Origin of the sequence: Solilutibacter silvestris (assembly GCF_050574925.1) — a bacterium.
Taxonomy (GTDB): domain Bacteria; phylum Pseudomonadota; class Gammaproteobacteria; order Xanthomonadales; family Xanthomonadaceae; genus Solilutibacter; species Solilutibacter silvestris_A.
This window is the reverse complement of sequence record NZ_JBCMOO010000002.1, coordinates 406,584-429,559: the sequence shown is the minus strand read 5'-3', so window position 1 is coordinate 429,559 and position 22,976 is coordinate 406,584. Positions and strand designations below refer to the sequence as shown.

The 22,976-nt window shown below is 64.4% G+C and carries 17 protein-coding genes; 9 read left to right on the top strand and 8 right to left on the bottom strand.

Annotation, left to right across the window (positions count from 1 at the left end):
- Positions 1-4: 4 nt before the first annotated feature.
- Positions 5-1,513: an MATE family efflux transporter gene (locus ABE093_RS02635; RefSeq protein WP_430759299.1), complete on the bottom strand. Its 1,509-nt coding sequence runs from the start codon at positions 1,511-1,513 to the stop codon at positions 5-7.
- Positions 1,514-1,557: 44 nt separating this feature from the next.
- Between ABE093_RS02635 and ABE093_RS02630 the strand changes: the two genes are divergently transcribed.
- A complete protein-coding gene (locus tag ABE093_RS02630; protein WP_430759298.1) occupies positions 1,558-1,962 on the top strand; it encodes an RNA-binding S4 domain-containing protein in 405 nt (134 codons plus the stop codon).
- Between the two features lie 9 nt (positions 1,963-1,971).
- Positions 1,972-2,919, top strand: coding sequence for a DUF4424 family protein (locus tag ABE093_RS02625; RefSeq protein ID WP_430759297.1), 948 nt, complete (start codon positions 1,972-1,974; stop codon positions 2,917-2,919).
- Here the strand turns inward: ABE093_RS02625 and ABE093_RS02620 are convergent.
- Positions 2,907-3,377, bottom strand: a complete 471-nt coding sequence (locus ABE093_RS02620; protein ID WP_430759296.1) for an Lrp/AsnC family transcriptional regulator — start codon at positions 3,375-3,377, stop codon at positions 2,907-2,909. The two genes, ABE093_RS02625 and ABE093_RS02620, sit on opposite strands and share 13 nt — an antisense overlap.
- A 94-nt stretch (positions 3,378-3,471) precedes the next feature.
- On the opposite strand from ABE093_RS02620, the gene ABE093_RS02615 reads away from it, so the two are divergent.
- Positions 3,472-4,641: a trans-sulfuration enzyme family protein gene (locus tag ABE093_RS02615; protein ID WP_430759295.1), complete on the top strand. Its 1,170-nt coding sequence runs from the start codon at positions 3,472-3,474 to the stop codon at positions 4,639-4,641.
- A gap of 56 nt (positions 4,642-4,697) precedes the next feature.
- Entirely contained in the window at positions 4,698-5,723 is a 1,026-nt protein-coding gene (locus ABE093_RS02610; protein ID WP_430759294.1) for a YncE family protein, read from the top strand.
- A 4-nt stretch (positions 5,724-5,727) separates the two neighbouring features.
- Here ABE093_RS02610 and ABE093_RS02605 read toward each other — a convergent pair whose 3' ends face one another.
- The 4 genes from ABE093_RS02605 to ABE093_RS02590 all read right to left on the bottom strand — a co-directional run bounded on the left by ABE093_RS02605 (position 5,728) and on the right by ABE093_RS02590 (position 10,892).
- Complete coding sequence (locus ABE093_RS02605) at positions 5,728-7,068, bottom strand: lytic murein transglycosylase (RefSeq protein ID WP_430759293.1); 1,341 nt, start codon at positions 7,066-7,068, stop codon at positions 5,728-5,730.
- 66 nt (positions 7,069-7,134) lie between these two features.
- Positions 7,135-7,872, bottom strand: a complete 738-nt coding sequence (locus tag ABE093_RS02600; protein ID WP_430759292.1) for a phosphatase PAP2 family protein — start codon at positions 7,870-7,872, stop codon at positions 7,135-7,137.
- Between the two features lie 23 nt (positions 7,873-7,895).
- Entirely contained in the window at positions 7,896-10,118 is a 2,223-nt protein-coding gene (locus ABE093_RS02595) for a TonB-dependent receptor (protein ID WP_430759291.1), read from the bottom strand.
- Positions 10,119-10,286: 168 nt separating this feature from the next.
- A complete protein-coding gene (locus ABE093_RS02590; protein ID WP_430759290.1) occupies positions 10,287-10,892 on the bottom strand; it encodes a DUF937 domain-containing protein in 606 nt (201 codons plus the stop codon).
- 175 nt (positions 10,893-11,067) lie between these two features.
- Here ABE093_RS02590 and ABE093_RS02585 point away from each other — a divergent pair, with 175 nt between their 5' ends.
- From ABE093_RS02585 to ABE093_RS02575, 3 genes are all read left to right on the top strand, one after another.
- Positions 11,068-11,763 (top strand): helix-turn-helix transcriptional regulator, encoded by a 696-nt coding sequence (locus tag ABE093_RS02585; RefSeq protein ID WP_430759289.1) that lies wholly within the window; start codon positions 11,068-11,070, stop codon positions 11,761-11,763.
- A gap of 67 nt (positions 11,764-11,830) precedes the next feature.
- Positions 11,831-12,478, top strand: a complete 648-nt coding sequence (locus ABE093_RS02580) for a glutathione S-transferase family protein (protein ID WP_430760063.1) — start codon at positions 11,831-11,833, stop codon at positions 12,476-12,478.
- A 13-nt stretch (positions 12,479-12,491) separates the two neighbouring features.
- Positions 12,492-12,896 (top strand): GFA family protein, encoded by a 405-nt coding sequence (locus ABE093_RS02575; RefSeq protein ID WP_430759288.1) that lies wholly within the window; start codon positions 12,492-12,494, stop codon positions 12,894-12,896.
- A 64-nt stretch (positions 12,897-12,960) separates the two neighbouring features.
- Here ABE093_RS02575 and ABE093_RS02570 read toward each other — a convergent pair whose 3' ends face one another.
- Both ABE093_RS02570 and mutS read right to left on the bottom strand, forming a co-directional pair.
- Positions 12,961-14,604, bottom strand: coding sequence for a catalase (locus tag ABE093_RS02570; protein WP_430759287.1), 1,644 nt, complete (start codon positions 14,602-14,604; stop codon positions 12,961-12,963).
- Positions 14,605-14,726: 122 nt separating this feature from the next.
- Complete coding sequence (gene mutS, locus ABE093_RS02565; RefSeq protein ID WP_430759286.1) at positions 14,727-17,297, bottom strand: DNA mismatch repair protein MutS; 2,571 nt, start codon at positions 17,295-17,297, stop codon at positions 14,727-14,729.
- A gap of 493 nt (positions 17,298-17,790) precedes the next feature.
- Here mutS and ABE093_RS02560 point away from each other — a divergent pair, with 493 nt between their 5' ends.
- Together ABE093_RS02560 and ABE093_RS02555 are read left to right on the top strand one after the other, a co-directional pair.
- On the top strand, positions 17,791-19,935 hold the full coding sequence (locus ABE093_RS02560) for a hypothetical protein (RefSeq protein WP_430759285.1): 2,145 nt from the start codon (positions 17,791-17,793) through the stop codon (positions 19,933-19,935).
- Between the two features lie 93 nt (positions 19,936-20,028).
- Positions 20,029-22,965: an OmpA family protein gene (locus ABE093_RS02555; protein ID WP_430759284.1), complete on the top strand. Its 2,937-nt coding sequence runs from the start codon at positions 20,029-20,031 to the stop codon at positions 22,963-22,965.
- The last annotated feature ends 11 nt before the right edge of the window (positions 22,966-22,976 follow it).

The window sequence follows — 22,976 nt, the reverse complement described above, 5'->3', positions numbered from 1 at the left end:
GCGATCAGCCGCGGTCGAGCGGGGGCTGGTCGGCGACCAGCGTCGGCGCTTCCGATGGCACTTCGGCGGGGACGGCGACCGCTGCCGGCTGTTGCAGCATCTTGGCCTGGCGCCAGCGACCCCAGCGGTAGTAGGCCATCGACATCAGCATCGAGCACACCGAACTCGCGGGGAAACTCCACCAGATCGCGTCGATCCCCAGCGTGGGTTGCAACCATTTCGCGAACGGCACGCGGATGCCCCACAAGGCGAAGCTGAGGATCAGCAACGGCGGCATCACCGCACCGGTCGAGCGCACCACGCCGGCGAGCACCATGGTGACGCCGAAGAACATGAAGGCCCAGATCGCGATGTGGTTGAGGTGGCGCGCGATTTCGATCGATGGGCTGCCCGGCGGCAGGAACAGCGACAGCGTGGCGTGGTCGAACAGGATGATCGGCGCGATCAGGATGCCCGTGAGCAGGAAGTTGAACAGCGTGCCGACACGCGCGGTGGCATCGACGCGCGACCAGTTGCCGGCACCGACGTTCTGCGCGGCCATCGACGAACACGCGGCGCCGATCGCCATCGCCGGCATCTGCACATAGGTCCACAACTGGCCGGCGGCGCCGTAAGCGGCGGTGACGTCGATGCCGTGGCTGTTGACCATGCCGATCATCGCGATCATCGCCAGCGAGATCACCACCATCTGCAGGCCCATCGGCACGCCCTTGACGATCAATGCACGCAGGATCGCGGGATCGGGCTTGAACAACGCGCGTTCCTTCCACTCGATCCACAGGTGATGGTCCTTGCGGCGCAACCACCACAACAACGCGGTGAGGCTCACGGCATTGGCGATCAGGGTGGAGAGCGCGGAACCGGCGATGCCGAGTTTCGGGAAGGGGCCGATGCCGAAGATCAGCAGCGGGTTGAAGACGATGTCGAGCGCGACTGCCAGCAGCAGGAAGGAGAACGGGGTGCGGGTATCGCCGGCGCCGCGCAGGATGGCGCTGACCCAGGAAAACAGATAGAGGAACGGCACTGCCAGGAAGATGATGCGCAGATAGTCTTCCGCCAGCGGCAATGCCGATGCGGGCGTGCCCATCGCAGCGAGGATGTGCCGTGCGAATGGCAGGCCGAGCACGGCGATCGCCAGCGAGACGATGATGAAGAAGGTCGCGCTGGTGCCGATGACGCGGCGCGCCTGCTCGAGGTTGCGCGCGCCGGTCGCCTGCGCGATCAGGATGGTCGCGGCCATGCCGATGCCGAACACCGATCCGATCAGGAAGAACAGGATGCTGTTGGCGTTCGCGGCGGCGGTGAGCGCGTCCTCGCCGAGGAAGCGCCCGATCCACACGGCGTTGACGGAGCCGTTGAGCGATTGCAGCACGTTGCCGGCGAGGATCGGTAGCGCGAATTTCAGCAGGGTGCTGGCGATCGGTCCCTGGGTGAGGTCGCGCGTGGTTGACGCCGGGCGTGCCGGCGCGGATGCTGCGGCGGGTGTCCGCGAATCGGGATCGGGTTGGTTCATTGCAGGATGATCGCAAAACTGCAGTCGCAGCGGGTGGACGAGGCGTGACCGGCGATGTCGCACTGACGGCTGTTCGCCTGGATATCTGGTTGTGGGCGGCGCGCTTCTTCAGGACGCGATCGCTGGCGAAACAGGCGATCGAGGTCGGTCGCGTCGAAGTGGATGGGCAGCGCGCCAAGCCGTCGCGGGTGGTGCGCACGGGCGAGCGCCTGCAGGTCACGCGTGGCGAGGAAGTCTTCGCGATCACCGTGCGCGGATTGAGCGAGCAGCGTGGCCCGGCGAGCGTCGCGCAAACCCTGTATGTCGAGGATCCCGAATCGATCGCGGCGCGTGCGGAGACCCGCGCGGCCGCCGCCGCGGCGCGCGCCGGGTACACGCCGCCCGAGGGCAGGCCGGACAAGCGGGCGCGGCGGCTGATCCGGGCGCTGGGCGACATCGACGCCTTGTGATTTACCCTTGTGGCTGACGATGACGACGAGATCGCGATGATCCGGAACACGATGCTCTGGGTGATGCGCCGGACGGCGCTCTGCGTGGCTTTCCTTTCGGCATCACCGGCATTTGCGGCAGATGCGCTGCCCGGCGACATCAACCCTGGAATCGCCTTGCGACGCCAAGCCGACATCCGCCTCGACAAGGAAATGCTGACGATCTCGCGGCAACGCATCGTGGTCGAGGACGTGTTCACCGGAACCTCCAAGGACAGGCAATTCGTTCCCGTGGTCTTCACGATGCCGCCGATGCGTCTGCAGGAGACGGATGCGCAGGACGGGATTCGGGACCTGCGCTTCGCGGTGAACGGCATGGCGATCAAGCCGGTGCGCAAATTGACGGTGATGCTCGGCGACAAGGACATCGCGTGGCGAATCGCGACGATGGGCTGGAAGGAATCGGAACTGATCGCCTTCCTGCGCGACGGCCAGGCGCCCGCGGGGAAATTGCCGCTGCCCGCTGCGTGGTTCGACAGGCAGGGACGTCCGCGCTTCCAGTTGCGCGAAACCTACGCCTGGGACCAGTGGTTCGCACCGGGACGCGCGGTGACGATCCGCCACAGTTACGTGCCGGCAACGACGGGTGAGGCGGGCGCCAAGCCATCGCAGCTGATCCGGCGCGTCGGCGATGCGGCGTGCATGGACGAGGGACGGCAATCGGTGGTGAAGTCGCTCGATACCGGCAACGGCGTCGACTGGACCGGCTTGCGCTATCGCATCGCCGGCAGTCGCGGTTGGCGTCCCGGCGCGCAGGATTTCACCTTGCGGGTGGATACCGGTGGCGACTTCCTTGCGACCTGCATGGCCGGCGGCAAGCCGCTGGACAAGCGCGTGCAGCAATTCCGCGCCGGCAACATCTCGATGGACCAGGCGATCGACCTGGTGTTCGCGCGATCGGGCCGTCAATCGCCCTGAGCGGAATACACCGGCAGTCCCGGATTGCGCCGGAACTCGAAGATCAGATGGGTCTCGATGTGCGCGACCTCGTCGCGTTCGGTGAACGCCGACAACGCGAATTCGCGCAGGTGATCGCTGTCGCGGACACCGACATGCACCAGGAAATCGTCGGCGCCGGCGAGGTGGTAGAACGCCATCACTTCGTGCAGGCCGAGCAGGTGGGTGTGGAAGCTGTCGACCAATGCGCGCGAGTGGCGACGCAGGCGCACCGTGACCATCGCCTGCAGGCCGATGCCGACCGCCGCCGGCGCGACCTCGGCGTGGTAGCCGAGCAGGGTGCCGTTCTGCTGCAGGCGCCGGATGCGTTCGAGCGCGGTGGAGGGCGCGACGCCGCTGAGGTCGGCCAGTTCCTTGTTGGGCAGGCGCGCATTCTTTCGCAGAAGGCGCAGGAGATTGAGATCGATTCGGTCGAGCATGGGAAATTGGATGGAATTCCGAATATTGTTCGGATCATCATGCCATGACCGAAGATTGGGTAGTCTTTGGTCTTTCCGATCGAGAATTGTTGCGATGAAAGGTTTCGACACCCGCGCCGTCCATGGTGGCCGCGAAGACTTCAAGACCATGGGCGTGCATGCCTCGCCGATCGATCTCTCCAGCACCTATCCGATCCCGGATTTCGACGAAGGCACGCGCAGCTTCGCGGCCCTGGCCGGGGCGGGCGAGGGCGAAGCCGCCAACTCCATCTACGGCCGCTTCCACAACCCGACCGTGGCGCGCGTCGAAAAAGCGATCGCCGGACTCGAAGGCGCCGATGCCTGCATCGCGTTCGCATCGGGCATGGCAGCGATCACCGCGCTGCTGCTGTCGCGTCGTGCGCAGGGCAACCACGTGCTGATCGTGCGTCCGCTGTACGCCGCCACCGACAGCCTGCTCGCCAACGGCCTGCTCGGCTTCGATGCCGAGTTCGTCGGCGCCGACGAGATCGCCGCCAAGATCCGTCCCGACACCACGCTGGTGGTGATCGAGACGCCGGCCAACCCGACTTGCGACCTGGTCGATATCCGCGCCGTGGTGCAGGCCACCGGCAAGGTGCCGGTAATGGTCGATTCGACCTTCGCGACGCCGGTGCTGCAGCGTCCGCTCGAACTCGGCGCCGCCTACGTGGTGCACAGCGCCACCAAGTTCCTCGGCGGTCATGGCGACGTCATCGCCGGCGTGGTCTGCTGCTCGGAAGAACTGGCCAAGCCGCTGCGCAAGGTGCGCGTGTCCACCGGCGCCAACCTGCATCCGCTGGCGGCGTTCCTGATCCATCGCGGCCTGCCGACGCTGGGTCTGCGCGTCGAACGCGCGCAAGCGAATGCGATCGAGCTCGCCAAGCGCCTGTCGCAACATCCGGCGGTGGCGAAAGTGTTTTATCCCGGCCTCGGCACGGTGAACAATTCGCATCTGGTCGGCACGCAGATGAACGGTCCCGGCTCGCTGATGGCGATCGACCTCAAGGGCGGCAACGCTGCCGCGTCGAAGGTGATGAATTCGGTCAAGCTGATGGTGCCGGCGGTGAGCCTCGGCGCCGTCGATACGCTGATCCAGCATCCGGCCGGTTTGACCCATCGTTCGCTGCCGGTCGAGACGCTCGGCAAGTACGGTATCACCCCCGGCATGCTGCGCCTGTCGGTCGGCATCGAGAATGTCGAAGACCTCTGGGCCGATTTCGAGCAGGCGCTGTCAGGTCTCTGAAAGATTCCGGCGATCGCGCGGGTCTATGATCCGCCGATCCCTCCGGAGACATCGCGATGAAGCAGCTGCTGGCACTGGCGTCGATCCTGTCCGTTTCATCGCCATTGATGGCAGCGACTTCCGCGAAGACGGTTCAATATGAAGTGGCGGCGCGCTATCCGGTGTCCGGCGCCGGGCACTGGGATCTGCTCGCGGTCGATTCCGCGCACCACCATCTGTTCGTCAGCCGTGGCGATCGCGTCCAGGTGATCGATATAACAACGGGCAAGGAAGCCGGCACGATTGCCGGCACCGATGGCGTGCACGGCATTGCGATCGGTCCGAATGGCCACGGTTACACCACCAACGGCAAGTCCAACAGCGTCACCGAATTCGATCTCGTGACGCTGCAGCGCGTGCGCGATCTGCCGGTCAACGGCAAGTCACCTGACGCGGTGTTGTACGACGCCGGTTCCCACCACCTGTTCGTGTTCAACGCCAAGAGCAACAATGCTTCGGTGCTCGATACTGCGAGCGGCAAGGAAGTCGCGACGATCGCCTTCGACGGCAATCCCGAGCTGGCGGTCGCGGACGGGCGTGGCCATATCTTCCTCAATATCGAGAGTACGGCGCAGCTGGTCGAACTCGATGCAGCATCGGCGAAGGTGACACACGCCTGGAAGATGGACGGTTGCGAGGAGCCTTCGGGCATCGCGATGGACGCCGCGCATCGCAGGGTGTTCTCCACCTGCCAGAACAAGCTGCTGGCGGTGACCAACGCCGACAATGGACGTGCGGTTGCACGTGTTGCGATCGGTGAAGGTCCCGATGGTGCGGCCTTCGATCCCGCGACGCAAAGCGTGCTGGTGCCGCTCGGAAAGACCGGTGCGCTTGATGTGGTCCGCGTCGAAGGTGGTGACCGTTTCCGCAAGGTGCAGTCGCTGCCGACGCAGACGTCCGCGCGCACGATCATCCTCGACGACAGCGATCATCGCGCCTATACCGTTGCCGCCAAGTTCGGTCCGGCGACGGCGGGAGAAAAGCGGCCGCCGATGATCGACGGCAGTTTCTCGGTGCTGGTGCTGGCCCCGAAGGGCAGATAATCCGTCAGCGGCCGTCGCGCAGCGCCTTCAGCAATTTCTGCCCGGCGCGGCCATCCATCGTCATGCCGAGGCGCTGCTGTTCCTGCTGGATCGCGGCGCGGCTGGCCGTGCCGAGCACGCCGTCCGGTGTGCCGATGGCGTGGCCGCGCTTGAGCAACAGGCGCTGCAGTTCGACGCGGTCGGCGCGCGACAGGCCGGGATCGTCCGTCGGCCACGGCGTGCGCAATCCTGTTCCGCCACGCAGGCGATCCGACAGCAGCGCGATCGCCAGCGCGTAACTCTCGGCGGCGTTGTAGCCATAAATCGCGTCGAAGTTGCGGAACACCAGGAAGGCGGGGCCGTTGGCGCCCGCCGGCAACAACACCGCGGCCGGCGTGTCCGGTTCCAGCGGAATCGCCTGGCCATCAACGCGCCTGACGCCCTGCGACTGCCACTGCGACAACGATTTGCGATTCTTGCGCCCGGCTTGTGCGCTGTCGAAGCCGGATGGCAGCTTCACTTCATAGCCCCACGGCTGGCCTTCGCGCCATCCCGATTTCAGCAGGTAATTCGCGGTGGAGGCGAGCGCATCCGGTGCGCTGTGGACCAGGTCGCGACGGCCATCGCCATCGAAATCGACCGCCATGCGGTTGTAGGTGGACGGCATGAACTGGGTCTGCCCGAACGCGCCGGCCCACGAGCCCTTGAGGTCGTCGGCGGCGACATCGCCACGCTGGGCGATCTTCAGCAATTCGAAGAATTCACTGCGGAAATAAGTCTGGCGACGACCGAAGCACGACAGCGTGCCGAGCGACACCAATAACGGACGACGACCGTTGATCCGGCCGAAATCGCTTTCCACGCCCCATACCGCGGTGACGGTGGCGGGATCGACGGCGAAGCGCGATTGCACCTGCGACAGCGTCGAGGCGTACTTCGTCATCATCGCGCGGCCATCATCGACACGCTTCTGGTCGACCAGCCCGGCGAGGTAGTCCCAGATCGCGGTGGTGAATTCCGGTTGGCGGTCGAGCAGCGGTAGCACCGTCATGTCCGGCGTCACGCTCATCGCATAGCGATCGAATGCACTCGATTCCACGCCCGCCGCCAATGCCGGTTCGCGCAAGCCCGTCATGCACGACTTGAACTGCGCGAGTTCCTCGGCGCTCGGTGCCGGTTGCACCGCCGCGGGCGTTGGCGCAGGAGGTAGCTCTTGCGCCGCTGGCGCCGGTGCCGCTGCGACAGGCTGGGGTGGCGCCACGACCACGGGCGCCGGTGCAGCGGACTGCACGGGTTGTTGCGCGCACGCAGCGAGCAGGGTGGTCGCGAACAGGCCGAGGGTCGGGCGCAGGAGAGGACGCGTCATCATGATGGCCGGGGATGCGGAAACGCCAGCATGCCACCAGCCGTCTGAATGCACATCACCGCCCAGTCACGGCGTCGTGGCGTCCTTGAATCCGGCGGCACGCAACTCGTTGGCGGCTTCCGCCAACTGCTTGCGGAAGTCGGGATTCGCCAGCAGATCGCGCGCGATCGCCTGGCCGAGCACGCGACCGGCATAGATGTCCTGCGGTGTGTGCACGCCGCGGATCACGCGACGCCATCCGGCCTGCTGGCCGAAGGCGTCGAGTTGCGGTTTGCGCGCGGGGAAGATCGCGTCGAGCAGCAATGCGAACGCGGTGGCGCGGGTGGAGTGCCCGCTGGGATAGCCGTAGTCGCGATTCTTCCAGTCGGCTGCGTCCTTCTCCGGATCCCACTGGCAGGAATTCACCGGGCACGGGCGTTCGCGCTTCCACTTGTCCTTGCCGGCGTTCTTGGCGAGGGCGAGGATCTTTTTGGCATCACCGAACAATGCAGCGGTGCGCGGCAGTTTCGCCTTGTCGAAACCGGAACCGAGCACCGTGGCGAAGTCGAAGGCGTCGAACGACTCCTCCTTCGCGGCGAGCGCGGCATCGGCTGCATTCCGTGCCACGTACGTGCGCTCGGTGACTTCGCGGTCGGCGATGTCCTCGGCGCTGCCCATTGTCGTCGGTGGCGGCAGCAGTTCCACCGCCGCGGCGATCTGGGCATCGCTCAGGTAATGGACGTATTCCGCGGACTCCTTCTTGTCCTTGGCGAAGGACGGTGCGGCGGCGAATGCCAGCAACAGGGCGGGGGCGAGGAATCGCATGCGCATTTTCCCGGTACCCACGATCAGATGGAGAAGGAAATCGAGGCGAACCACGAGCGTTCCGGCAGCACCAGGTAATACGGCGTGGTCTTCTTCACCGAATCCACCACCTGCTGCTTCGCATTGAAGAGGTTGTCGACCTGCAGGCGGATCTTCCAGTCCTTGAGCCAGCTGCCGGAAAGGTTCTGGCCGTAGCCCAATGCCAGCGCAGCGCGCCAGTAGCCCTGGCTGCGCGAGGTGAAGGTCACCGTCGATGCGTCATCCGGGTTGTAGCCGCTGACGTAGGCGCGCTGGCCACCCGAATATTTCTCGTTCAAGGATGCGCTGAAGCCGCCCTGCTGGTAGTTCAAGCCGATCGCGGCCGTCGACGACGGCACGTTGGGAATGCGCAGGTGCGAGTTCTTGAAGCGCGCGTCGATGGTGGACGCATTGGCAAACAGCGACAGCCCGCGGGCGATCAGGAACGAGCCTTCGATTTCGGCGCCGCGCATGGTCGCGCCCTGCGCCAGGTAGAACACCGGATCCTTGGTGACCGGATCGACCGCCGAAATCGGATAGTTCTTGTAATCGATGTAATAGACGTCGGCGTCGGCGACGATGCGTTCGTTGCGGAACACGGTGCCGAACTGGTAGTTCATCGTTTCCTGCGGCCGCGTCTTGTTCTCGGCGGGATTCGGCACGTAGAACTGGTTGAGGTTGGGCGTCAGGAAACCCTGCGCCACTTGCCCGTAGGCGCTCCATGTCTGCGTGAACGCATAGTTCGCGCCGAGGAAACCGAGGGCGCGGCTCCAGGTCTGGTCGTAGTTCAACGGGGTGCGCGTGGTCTGGTTGATCGGCGCCTCGATTTCGCGCTTCACCTGCAGGCCGCGCACGCCCGGCGTCACCGTCAACGCGGGCGTGACCCGCCATTCGTATTCGGCGAACAGCTGGTTCACCGTCAGCCAGTCGCGCATCACGTACTTGTAGGCGCTGCTCTGGCCGTTCAACAACGGCTTCTTGGGGTCGACGTCGATCGCGCCGCCATTGCCGTAATCGAGCGCGATGCTGGAGCGGTCGTTGCTGGTGCGTTCGTGCCACAGGCCGGTGCGGAACTGGCCGCTGGCGGTGTCGTAGGACAGGGTGAGGACATCGCCCCAGGCACGGTAATTGTTGACCTTGTCGTAGCCACCCATGTTGGTCTTCGACGCCTTGGTGCCGACATAAGGCGCCTCGTGGCTGTCGTTGGCGTAGGCGTAGGTATAGAGCTTGTTCGACAGGTGCCAGCGATCGGTCAGCGCGCTGTCGATGCCGAAGTATTCCAGGTCGGTGCGCTTGGTCTGGTAGTTGTAGCAGGCGCAGTCGGTGCTGGTGGGGTCGTTGTTGAGGCCGAAGTTGCGGCCCAGCATGTTGATCTGGTCCTGGGTCAACGTGGTCTTGTCGGGATTGTTGAAGCGGATGCCGTTGTGGTTGCTGAGGAAGGTCAGCTCGGTGCGCGAACCGACGGGCTGCACGTACTTGAAGTAGGTGGTGCGGCGCGACATCGGCGAATTGGTGCGGTAGGTGTCGGTGGAGTTGTATTGCGCGCTGGCGATCAGCTTGCCGCTGTCCTGGCTGTCGCTGAAGCGGCCGGTGTTGAGTTCGAAGTGGTAGAGCTCGGTGCCGTAGCTGCCGTAGGTCAGCGTCGGGGTGAACGAAAAAGTGTCGCGGGGATCTTTCGAGCGCAGCGCGATGGTGCCGCCGAAGGTCGCTTCGCCGAGCTGGCTGGCGCCGCCCGGACCGCGATCCACCGACACTTCGCCGATCATCTTGGCCGGGAAATAGCTGCTGCTGTGGTGGCTGAAATCGTTGGTGTCGCCGAAGGGGATATCGTCGTAGGTGACGTTGTACTGGTTGTCGTTGAAGCCGCGCAGCGTGGTCTGCTTGGCTTCGCCGAGGCCGGGACCGGCCACGCTGATGTTGCTCATGCCCGGCGTGATGTTGGCGATGGTGGCGTAATCGGCGGTCGGCGCGGTGTGGTTGCTGATCCAGTCCAGCGAAACCGTCGACTTCGGCTGCATGATGTCGAGATCGGCCTGGCTGGGCGACAGGCTCGATGCGGTTTCCTGCCGCGAGCCGCGCACTTCGATTTCCTGGAGAACCTGTGGTGCGCGACCATGCGACTGCGGATCGCCGGCGCCGTCCGGTTTGTCGGTGGCATATGCGGGCGCAGCGATTGCCGCCAGCACGGCAAGGGAAAGTGTCGTGCGCAGGAATTGCTGCGATCGCATGGTCTCGTCCGGGAGTCGAAAAACGAAACCTTAAGAATTCGCTCTGACACTTTTGTTGCCGGCGAGTGACGTCGTCGCGACACCGAAAGCAGAGTGAAAGAAAGGACACATAAACGAAAGGGCCGCATGATGCGGCCCTTCGTCATTCGATGTGACAGCGATTCGGCGTCAGCTGCGTCCGCCGAGCACGGAACCGAGCAGGCCGCCGAGTCCACCGCCGCCGCCGAGGCTGCCGAGCACCTGGCCGAGCAGGCCGCCGCCGGAATCGACATGCGACTGTTCCTGCTGCAGCACGTCGCTGACCGAGTTCGCGTTGTTGCTGTCCGGATGCGAGAACATGCGCTTGGCGAGGTAGGCCATCACGATCGGCGCGAGGATCTTCATCAGCATCTGTGCCTGGTCGCTGCCGAGGCCGGTCGCCTGGCCGACCTGGTTCGATGCCTGTTGTTCCTGGCCGCCGAAGATGTGGCCGAGGATGCCGCCGCCATCGGTCGCCGGCGTGGTCGCCTGCTGACCGGTGACCGAACCCAGCACCGAGCCGAGCAGTCCGCCGAGACCGCCACCGGCGGCATCGCCATGATTCGCGCCCAACACGCTGGCCAGCACTTCGGCACCGCCGGGTTGGCTGGCGTTCTGTCCCAGTGCGCCAATGATCATCGGCAACGCCGCACCGATCGCCTGCTGGGCCTGCGACGGGTCCACGCCCAGCTGGCTGGCCACCTGCTGCGTCGGTGCGCCCTGCATCTGGGAAAGAATGTCTTCGATCATGCTCATCTTGCGGATGTCCTGTTGAACGGGCGAGGCCCCTGAATGGTGACGCCAACTTAAGGGGGCGATTGTTACGGCCATGTGTTGTGGCGGCCCGGAACCGTGGGCCAATCCACAAAACCGCAGGCGATGGCAGCGTGTACGCTGTGCGGATGCCCGCAACCCCTCATTTCGCCTCCGCGTGAGCAGTCGTGCTTCGCGCCTGTTGCGCCTGCTCGACCTGTTGCGCAGCAGGCGTCGGCCCCTGACCGGCGCGCGCCTGGCGGAGCGCTTGGGCGTGAGCCTGCGCACCGTCTATCGCGACATCGCCTTGCTGCGCGAGCAGGGCGCCGACATCGAGGGCGATCCCGGTACCGGCTACATGCTGCGCCATGGCTACCTGTTGCCGGCGCTGATGTTCGGGCGCGACGAACTGGAAGCATTGACGCTGGGCGCGCGCTGGGTGTCGCTGCAGGGGGATGCCGAACTGGCGCAGGCCGCCAATGACGCCTTGCAACGATTGGCCTCGGTACTGCCGGACACCTTGCGGCTGGAGATCGAAACCAGCGGCCTGCTGGTTCCGAAGAACCGCGAACAGGCGCCGGACGAGCCGTGGCTGCCGGTCCTGCGACGGGCCATCCGCGACGAGCATGTGGTGGTGATGCGCTATGTCGACCTCCACGGCAATACCAGCGAACGCAGGATTTGGCCATTCGCGATGGCGTTTTTCGCCAATGTGCGGATGCTCGCGGCCTGGTGCGAACTGCGCCAGGACTTCCGTCATTTCCGCGCCGACCGCGTGCTCTCGCTGGAAGACAGCAACCAGCGCTATAGCGTGCGTCGACCCACCTTGATGCGGCGCTGGCGCGACCAGAGCGGTTACGGATCGAAGGACTGATCACTGCTGACAGATTCTGTCAGCATGGCGGGCTATCGTGCATGCACCCCCACCGGAGATGCTCGAGATGCGCGATGCACTGACCCTGACGCTGTACACCCACCCGATGTCACGCGGTCGCGTGGCGCGCTGGATGCTCGAGGAAACCGGCTTGCCTTATGACGAAGTGATCCTCGATTTCAACACCAGCATGAAGTCGCCGGAGTACCTGGCGATCAACCCCATGGGCAAGGTCCCGGCCTTGAAGCACGGCGATACCGTCATCACCGAGAATGCGGCGATCTGCACCTATCTTGCCGATCTCGTGCCGGAGAAGAAGCTGGCGCCGGCGATCGGATCAAAAGCGCGCGGAGACTACTATCGCTGGCTGTATTTCCTGGCGGGACCGGCCGAAGCCATGCTCACCGCCAAGCGGACCGGTCATTTCGCGGAAGCCATGCACGCGGGCTACGGCAATGAAGGCGATGCGCTGGCGACGCTGGAACGCGCGCTGGCCGGCAGGAACCATTTGGCCGGCGACCACTTCACGGCTGTCGATCTTTATGCGGCTGCGTTCCTCGGCTTCTACATGCGCAGCGGCATGATCGAGCCGACTCCCGAGTTCGGCCGATTTGCGGGGTTGCATGCCGCGCGCCTCGCGTTCGCGCGCGCCAGCGAGATCGACAATATGCTGTTGGCCGATCATCCCCACCCGGGAATGAAGGCCGCGGCCTGAGAGGAGAGACGAAATGAACAAGACCTACCACGGCAGCTGCCATTGCGGCACGGTGAAATACCAGGCCGACCTGGATCTTTCGCAGGGCACCGGCAAGTGCAATTGCACGTACTGCCTGAAGATCCGCAACTGGAGCGCACGCGCCGGCAACCTCCAGGTGCTGCAAGGGCAGGATGCGCTGGCCGATTACGGCAAGGAATGGCCGGGCGGCAATTTGCACCACCGCTTCTGCAGCAAATGCGGAGTCACCTTGTATACGCAAGGCCATATTCCGGAAGCCGGCGGCGATTTCCTCTCGGTGCAGGTGAATACCCTGGACGATGCCAGCATCGATGAATTGATGTCGGGCCCGGTTCGTCATTCCGATGGGCGCAACGACAACTGGATGAATCCGCCGGCGGACATCCGCCACCTTTGATCGTCGGGCACAAACGAAAACGGGCAGCGCAAGCTGCCCGTTTTGCGTTGCGACTTGCCGCGACTCAGACGGTCACGTCCTCGCCACCCGGTCCGCCCTTGAGCATGCCGGGCATGGTCTTGCCAGCGGGTTTCGTTTTCTTCATCTCCGCGGCCCGTGCCTTCAACGCCTTGGCCACGCCGGCGCCGTAGGCGGGATCGGCCTTGGTGCAATTATCGACATGGCGCTGCTTGATGAAGTCGGGGGCATCGCCCATCGCGCGTGCGGTGTTGTCGAACAGGCGTTGTTTCTGGTCCTTGTCCATCAGGCGGAACAACGCACGCGGCTGGCTGAAGTAATCGTCGTCGTCCTCGCGGAAATTCCAGAAGTCGGCGTCGCCGTTGATGCGCAGCGGCGGATCGCGATACTGCGGCTGTTCCTGCCACTGGCCGAAGCTGTTCGGTTCGTATTGCGGCAGGCTGCCGTAATTGCCGTCCATGCGCGCGGCACCATCGCGATGGTTGCTGTGCACCGGGCAACGCGCGGCATTCACCGGAATCTGGTGGTAGTTCACGCCCAGGCGATAGCGCTGCGCGTCGGCATAGGCGAACAGCCGCGCCTGCAGCATCTTGTCGGGAGAGGGGCCGATGCCGGGGATCAGGTTGCTCGGCGCGAATGCACTCTGCTCGACGTCGGCGAAGAAATTCTCCGGGTTGCGGTTCAATTCGAACACGCCGACTTCGATCAGCGGGTAGTCCTTCTTCGGCCACACTTTCGTCAGGTCGAATGGATGGATGTGGTAGGTGTCGGCATCGAGTTCCGGCATCACCTGCACATACATCTTCCACTTGGGGAAATCGCCGCGTTCGATCGCGTCGTAGAGGTCGCGCTGGTGGCTTTCGCGATCGCCGGCGACGATCTCCGCCGCCTGCTGGTCGGTCAGGTTCTCGATGCCCTGCTGGGTCTGGAAGTGGAACTTCACCCAGAAACGCTCGTCCTTGTCGTTGATGAAGCTGTAGGTGTGCGAGCCGAACCCGTTCATGTGGCGATAGCTGCGCGGGATGCCGCGGTCGCTCATCACGATCGTCACCTGGTGCAAGGCTTCCGGCAGCAGCGTCCAGAAATCCCAGTTGTTGATGGCGCTGCGCAGGTTGGTGCGGGGATCGCGCTTGACCGCCTTGTTGAGGTCGCCGAACTTGCGCGGATCGCGCAGGAAGAACACCGGCGTGTTGTTGCCGACCAGGTCCCAGTTGCCTTCCTCGGTGTAGAACTTCAGGGCGAAACCGCGGATGTCGCGCTCGGCGTCGGCGGCGCCGCGTTCGCCGGCCACGGTGGTGAAGCGCGCGAACATCTCGGTCTTCTTGCCGACCTTGGAGAAGATCTTCGCCTTGGTGTACTTGCTGATGTCCTTGGTCACGGTGAAGGTGCCGAATGCGCCGGAACCTTTCGCGTGCATGCGACGCTCCGGAATCACTTCGCGATTGAAGTTGGCGAGCTTCTCCAGCAGCCACACGTCCTGCATCAGCAGTGGACCGCGCGGTCCGGCGGTCATCGAATTCTGGTTGTCGACCACCGGCGCGCCAAATTGCGTGGTGAGGTGCGTCACCGGGCATTTGCCGTGGTGTTCCGCCGGTGTCGTGCTCAAGGTCTTTTGCGCTTTCGCGCGTGCCCGCGTCACGCTGGCAGGACTCGATTTGGATCTGGACGGGGTCTTGTCGGTTTTCTTCATCGCGCGGGCTCCTGTAGGAGCCCTGACACTAGCCGACGGTGATTACGATTGGAAATCGATAATTGCTTTGGAATCGATCAGGTTTATCGATTGATCGCGTCAATCACACCCATTGCGTCGCATCAGCCCAGCGCCTTGAGGCGATACAGCGCTTCCAGTGCCTGCTTCGGCGTGAGTTCGTCGGGATCGATGCCGGCAAGCGCATCGAGTGCCGCGGAACGTGGCGCGAACAGGCCGATCTGTTGCGGGTTGTCGAGCACTGCCGCGGTCATCGGCGCTTGGGCAGCCGTCTCGTCGCGGCCATGCTGTTCGAGTTCGGCAAGACGTGCGCGGGCATCGCGCACCACGGATTTCGGCAGGCCGGCGAGCGCGGCGACCTGCAGACCGAAACTGCGGTTGGCCGGGCCGTCCTTTACCGAATGCATGAACACCAGCGTGTCGCCGTGTTCGACGGCATCGAGATGGACGTTGGCGATGCCGCTGTCCGCCTGCGCGAGCGCAGTCAGTTCGAAGTAGTGGGTGGCGAACAGGGTGAAGCTGCGATTGGTTTCGGCGAGATGGCGCGCGCAGGCATCGGCCAGCGCCAAACCATCGTAGGTCGAGGTTCCGCGGCCGATTTCATCCATCAATACCAGCGATTGCGCGGTGGCGTGATGGAGGATGTAGCTGGTTTCGCTCATTTCGACCATGAAGGTCGATTGCCCCTTGGCGAGATCGTCGCCGGCGCCGATGCGGGTCAGGATGCGATCGACCGGACCGATGCGCGCACTGGATGCCGGAACGAAACTGCCGATGTTGGCCAGCAGCACGATCAGCGCGATCTGGCGCATGTAGGTGCTCTTGCCGCCCATGTTGGGGCCGGTGATGACCAGCATGCGGCGATCGGGCGAGAGGTCGAGGTCGTTGGGCGTGAACGGATCCTCGCGCACCGCTTCCACGACGGGATGGCGTCCGCGTTCGATGTGCAGTTGCGGCGCCGCGACCAGTTCCGGGGCGCGCCAGTCGAGTGCATCGGCGCGCTCGGCGAAGCAGGCGAGGACATCGAGTTCCGAGAGCGCCGCGGCGCACTGCTTCAACGGTTCGAGATCGACGTTGAGGGCATCGAGCAAGCCGTCGTACAACTGTTTCTCGCGCGCCAGCGAACGTTCGCGGGCCGACAGGACCTTGTCCTCGAAAGACTTCAGCTCCTCGGTGATGTAGCGTTCGGCATTGGCCAGCGTCTGCCGGCGCGTGTAATGGACCGGCGCTTTTTCGGCCTGGGCCTTGCCCAGTTCGATGTAATAGCCATGCACGCGGTTGTAGCCGACCTTGAGGGTGGCGATGCCGGTGGTTTCGCGCTCGCGTTGTTCGAGGTCGATCAGGAACTGGTCGGCATTGGTCGACAAGGTGCGCAATTCGTCGAGCTCGGCGTCGTAGCCTTCGGCGATCACGCCGCCATCGCGGGCGAGCAGCGGTGGTTGCGCGACTACGGCGGTTTTCAACAGGCGGGCGATGTCGTCGTGTTGGCCGAGTTCGGTCGCGAGGGCTTGCAGGCGTGGCGAATCGAGGCCGGCGAGCAATCCGGCGATGCGCGGCGTCAGCGCCAGGCCATCGCGCAAGGTGGAAAGATCGCGCGGGCGTGCGCTGCGCAGGGCGATGCGGGTGAGGATGCGTTCGAGATCGCCGAGGCCGCGGAAGGTTTCGCGCAAATCTTCCAGTCGCCCCGAGCCGAGCAACGTCGTGACCGCATGCTGGCGTTCGCGCACGATGCCATGGTCGCGCAGTGGGCGGTGCAGCCAGCGTCGCAGCAGACGTCCGCCCATCGGCGAGATGGTGGAATCGAGCACGCCGAGCAGCGTGTTCTTCGTATCTCCATCGATGCGGGTATCGAGTTCGAGATGGCGCCGCGTCGCCGCGTTCATCGCGATGGCATCGTCGCCCGACTCGACCGCGATCGAAGTGAGGTGGGGCAGGCGCTGCTTCTGCGTCTCTTCGACATAACCCAGCAATGCGCCGAGGGCAGCGATCGCATACGGCGCGTCCTCGATGCCATAGGCACCGAGGTCGTGCACGTTGAAGAAATCGATCAGCTTGCGGCGACCGCTGTCGGCATCGAACAGCCATGGCGCGCGCTTGCGCACGCCGCCGCGTTGCGTCACGTAATCCGGCCAACCGTCTTCGTCGGCAATCAGCAACTCGGCGGGGTCGAGTCGCGCCAGTTCCGCCTCCAGTGCATCGGCATCGCGCAGTTGCGCCGCCATCATCCGGCCGCCGGCGAGGTCGGCCCAGGCGAGGCCGTAGCCATCGCGACCGTGAGCCACCGCCATCAGCAACGTGTCGCGACGATCCTGCAGCAGGGCTTCATCTGTCACCGTGCCAGGCGTGACGATGCGGACGACCTTGCGTTCGACCAACCCCTTCGATGTCGCGGGGTCGCCAATCTGCTCGCAGATCGCCACCGATTCGCCCAGTGCCACCAGCCGCGCGAGATAGCCCTCATACGCGTGGACCGGAACACCGGCCATCGGGATCGGCTGGCCCGCGCTCTGGCCGCGCTGGGTCAGGGTGATATCGAGCAATTTCGCCGCACGTCGCGCATCGTCGTAGAAAAGTTCGTAAAAATCGCCCATCCGGAACAGCAGCAGCACGTCGGGATGTTCCGCCTTGGCGGCGAAATATTGCTTCATCAATGGCGTGTGTTCGGGTAGGGACATGTGGACGGGGAATGGGCGTGACCAGCTATTGTCCCGCATCTCGCCCGGGATTCCCGTGGTCGCTATTTGGCGCCATGCGCAAAGTCGGTCATGCGGGAAATGGGCAAGGGCTCAAGTTTGATCCGGGCGTGTTTGCCTGATTCGACGCTTTTCGCCCCGATCAAGATCTTCGATCTCTGGCTCGCTTTTTCCGTTGAGCCGATTCGGACTGCCACGACGCGCCCCCATGGGTGTAGCCCCTTGATGTGCAAGGGTTCTAATTTTCTGCACCAGTCGGGAGAGTATGTTTTAGATCGATCATTTACATAGATGAACTTTATCAAGAAATAAAAATAATTGTGATTGAAGTCAAATTTTTTACCTGTTATTTCATACAGGAGGTATTGATTAAAAAAAATCCATATGTTATCGATTCGTTGCACTTGTTCATGAAGCTGTACGAGAAGAAATAAATATAAGGGTGCACTGAACCGACAAATGGCAGGGGGTCGCCATGGGGATGGGGAAGGGGATCAAGGGTGCGTTGTCGCGCAGCCGGCGTTGCATGTCCTGGCTGTTGCTTTCGGCGATCGTCGTGTTCGCCTCGGCGATTCCGATCCGTGCGCAGGCGCAGGCAGGCTGCACCAGCGGGGCATGCGTCTCGGCCGGACCCAGGCTGGTGTCGGTCGATACCACGCAGTCGTTGCTGCTCAACCCGTTGCTGCAATCACTGCTGCCCGGCACGTCCGTCAATCTCACCGCCGTCGACTGGAATTCGATCGCCGGCGCCGACATCAAGCTCAACGCGCTCATCACCCGGCTTGGAACCAACCTCAGCCTGAGCGATCCCAGCCAGGTGCTCGCGGCCAACATCACGATCGCGCAGTTGCAGGCGGCGATGGTCCAGGTGCTGCAGGCGGATGGCAATACTGCCGCGGCCAATGCACTCAACTTGCTGACGCCAACCATCGGGGGGCTTGCCGGGACGATCCGACTCGGTGACCTGCTGCAGATCGCGTTGCCGCAGGGTTCGCTCGCGAATATCAATCTCGACGTGCTCGACCTGCTCACCGGTTCGGCGCAGCTCTACAACTTCAAGAACGTCCTGACGACGCCGACGCCGATCGCGATCAATACCGCCGCGCTGGGATTGACGGGTCTCGCCAACTTGCAGCTGTGGTTGCAGGTGGTGGAGCCGCCGGTTTACGTATGCGGTCCCGCGGGAACGCAGTTCCATTCGAGCGCGGTTCGCGTCAAGCTCAACCTCGACGTGGTGCAGGGCTTCGATACCAGCCAGATCATCGCCGCGATCAATGCGCTGGGCCTGGGGTTGACCAATGTCAGCCTGACTGCCGACGTGTTGAAGCTGCAGGTCTATGCCGACGTGACGCGCGCGCAAGGCACGATCGCAACGGTCAACGCCATCGGCAATGCGGTCACGTTGAACGCGCAACCCGGGCTTGCCGGCCTGTACATCGGCTCGGTTCCCGATTCGCTGTTCTTCAACCGCACGCACGTGGTGAGCAGTTCGGACTTCACCCCGCTGCTGATCAACAACCTCGACCTGAAATTCCAGGTCAACCTGGCGGGGCTTCTTTCGGTCCATGTTCCGCTGCGGGTGTATGCGCTCGCGGCCGCGACCGGTGCGCCGCCGATGCAGAGTTTCACGGTCAACGGCCCGTTCCCGAAAACGATCACCGCCAATGCCGGCACGGTCAGCGCCGGGACATTGGTGACCGACCTGCTCAACAACCTGAGCATCACGGTCCAGCCTGATCCGATCGAAGTCACGCTGCTGGGGGTGCCGATCGCGGTGCCTGCGGCCCTGCTTCCGATCGTCAACAGCATCGTTGGCGCAGTGCAGACGGCATTGCAGACCGCGGTGGTGCCGTTGCTGACGCCAGTCCTGAACACGCTCCTCGGCGGCGTGGTGGACAACCTGCTCGGCTTGCTGGGCATCCACATCGGCCAAGCGGTATTCACGGTGGAAGGCATCGCGCAATCGTGCGCGGCGGTGCTCGCACTGACCAAGGAACTGCTGCCTGCCGGCAACCCCGGATTGTTCAACCTGACCATCAGCCAGGGCGCGACGGTCGTGGCATCCGCCGCGAACGTCGGCAATGGCGGCACGACGGGAACCTACGTGACCACGCCGGGCACCGTCTATGCGCTCGCCGAAAGCGCCGGCACCAGTACGACGCTGGCGCCATATGCCACTACCTGGTCGTGCACCGACCAGAACAACACCGTGGTCAGTTCCGGTTCCGGGACTTCGTTCAATTACACGTCGCCTGCAGCCGGATCGTCGCCGCTGACGATCACCTGTCGCATCACCAATCGTGCATTGCAGGCGAATTTGCAGATCAGCAAGAGCGATGGTTCATCGACCTACACGCCAGGCAACACGGCGGTCTATGTCATCACCGTGTCCAACTCGGGTCCCGATCCGGTGACCGGCGCTGCGGTGAACGATGCCTTGCCGAACGGCATGTCCCTGTCGGGGCCATGGACATGCAGTGCGACCGGGGGGACGTGCGGCGCTGCCAGTGGCGGTGCCGCCGGAGGGAAAACCGTCAGTTTGACCGTGGATCTCAGTGCTGGAGGACAGGCAACGATCAGCGTGCCGGTGACTTTCAGCGCCAACCCGGCGGCGTACTAGCGATTCGTAGCGACACGGCGTGGGGGACGCCGGAGTGACGTCACCCGCGCTCCAGGGAAGCCCACCTCAACAGTGACTTCGCGGGGCCTAGACATGGAAACCGAGACCATCAACTCAGGTCGCCAGACGTTCCCCGAAACGGGGCAGGGCCGTCGGGTCGCGCGCGGTGCGCTGCGGCTCGTTCGAGTGGTGGTGGCGATGGCCCTCGGGCTGTCGAGTGCGGTTGCATTCGCCCAGAACTTCCCGAATTCGCTTTCCAATACGGCAACGGTGACCGCGCCGGCGAACATCATCGACACCGGCAACAAGACGGCCACCGATACCAACACCCTGGCGCTGTCGTCGGACCTGAAGCTGGTCAAGACGGTCACGAGCGCCACGCCCGCGCCGGCCGGCTCGACGGTGACGTACAAGCTGGTGGTGAGCAATGCGGGGCCGTCGGATGCAGTAGGCGCGACGATCACGGATACCGTGCCTGGCCAGCTGACAAACGTGAGCTGGACGTGCGTCGCGAGCGGAACCTCGGCATGCGGCGCCGCAAGCGGCACGGGCAACGTGAACCTGACGGCAACGGTCGCCGCGGGCGGCGCGGCGAACGAAGTGACGATAACCGTGAGCGGAACCGCGCCGGCGAGTGGAACGATCGCCGCGAACACGGCGACGGTGACCGTGCCGACGGGATCGACGGATCCGAATCCCGGCGACAACACCAGCACGACCCCGACGATCCCCGTCACGGCGGTGATCGTGGCGAATCCCGATAGCGGGAGTGCGCCGACGACGGGCGGCGTGGCGGTGGCGAACGTGCTGTCGAACGACACGGTGGGCGGGGCGGGCGCGACGCTTGCGAACGTGAACCTGACGCAGGTGTCGACGACGAACCCTGGCGTGACGTTGAACGCGACGACGGGTGCGGTGGACGTGGCGGCGGCGACGCCTGCGGGCAGCTACACGGTGACGTACCAGATCTGCGAGAAGGCGTCGCCTGCGAACTGTGCGACGGCGCCGGTGACGGTGACGGTGACGAACGCGCAATCGGATCTGTCGCTGGTGAAGACCGTGACGAGCGCGATCCCGGCGCAGGCCGGCTCGACGGTGACCTACAGACTGGTCATCAGCAACGCGGGCCCGGCGATTGCGACCGGCGCGACGATCGTGGACGCGGTGCCTGTCCAGCTGACGAACGTGAGCTGGACCTGCATGGCGGCCGGGACGTCGACCTGCGGCGCGGCGAATGGCACGGGCAACGTCAATGTGACGGCGAATGTTGGCGTGGGCGTCGCGAACAATGTGACGGTGACCGTGAGCGGAACGGCGCCGGCAAGCGGGACGATCGCGGCGAATACCGCAACGGTGACCGGTCCGCCGGGTTCAACCGACCCGAACCCGGGAGACAACGCCGGCACGACGCCGACCATCCCGGTGACCATGGTCATCGCGGCGGTGAACGATACCGCTGGCCCGATATCGGGCAACGGAGCCAATGATGTCGTCAATGTTCTCGCCAACGACACCCTGGGCGGCGTCGGGGTCAACCTGACCGAGGTGATATTCACGCCGATCAGCCAGGGACCGCTGACGATCGATTCGAACGGCAACGTCGACGTGGCTCCGAATACGCCGACCGGGACCTACAACGCCTCGTACCAGATTTGCGAACGCGCGAACCCGGCGAATTGTTCCGGCGCCACGGTGACGGTGAATGTCGTCGCGGCCCCCGTGGTCCTGCGCATGACGATGACCGCGGCCCAACGCACCGCGCGCATCGGCGACCTGGTGCGCTACACCGTGCGCATCGACAACGTCGGGCAAGTCGATGCCAGGCAGGAAACGCTGGTTGGCCAGTTGCCGGCGGGCTTCGAGATGGTGCCGAAATCCCTGACGGTGGCCGATGACGACGGCGTCGGATCATTGCAAGGCACGCGGCCGCTGCGTATCGCCGCACTGGATATCGCCATTGGACGGAGCGCCACGCTGACCTACGCACTGCGCGTGGGGGCAGGGGTCAGGGTCGGTGTCTACACCAATCGCGGCACCATGAATGACGCCAGCGGTGCGGCGATCAGCAACGAGGCGACCGCCGACGTCGAGATCATCGGCGATCCGATGCTTGACGACAGCCTGATCGTCGGCAGCGTCTTCAACGATGCCAACGGCAATGGCCGCCAGGACCCGGGCGAACGCGGCTTGCCCGGCGTGCGCCTGGGCACCGTGGAAGGAATATTGGCGGAGACCGATCGCTACGGCCGCTTCCACATTGTCGGGATCGACGGCGGGCAGTGGTCGCGTGGACGCAATTTCCTGGTGAAGGTGGATACCGCGACATTGCCCGCGGGCAGCCGCTTCACGACCGAGAATCCGCGTGTCCTGCGCGTCACGCCCGGCGTTCCCGTCCGCTTCGACTTCGGCGTGCAGGTTCCGGGGACGCCGGTCGGTGGCGGCAAGACCGAAGTCGACATCGACCTTGGCGAAGTGTTCTTCAACGGATACAGCGCAGTCGTTCCGGCCGAGCACCTTCCGGTGCTCGATCGCATCGTCGGCCGCTTGCGCGAGGCCGGTGGCGGCAGCGTGGCGATCACCGCCAATGCCGACAACATGGTGCTCGCGTTCCAGCGCGCCGAGGCGGTGCGCAAGGGCATGGACGATCGCCTGTCGCCCGAGTTGCGGAAAGCGACCCGCATCGAGTTGCGCGCTCAGGTCGACGGCGGGCAAACACTGGTCACGCTGGGCCAGGACATCGACCTCGGCGTCCTCCTGTTCGATGACGACAAGGCGACGATCCGACCGCAATACCTGCCCTTGCTGGCGGCCATCGCCAAGCGCATCGACGCGTTGCCCGATGTCGTCGTCGCCATCTCGGGTTACGCCGACATGCGCGGTACCGACGAACACAACATGCGCCTGAGCCAACGGCGCGCCGATGCGGTGGCGAATGAGATTGCCGCGCACCTGACCGGATCGGCCAAGCAGTGCTTGCGGGTGGAACCACGACCTATGGGGCAGGCAGCGACCTGTCCGGGCGCACGGTGAGGGGGGAGATG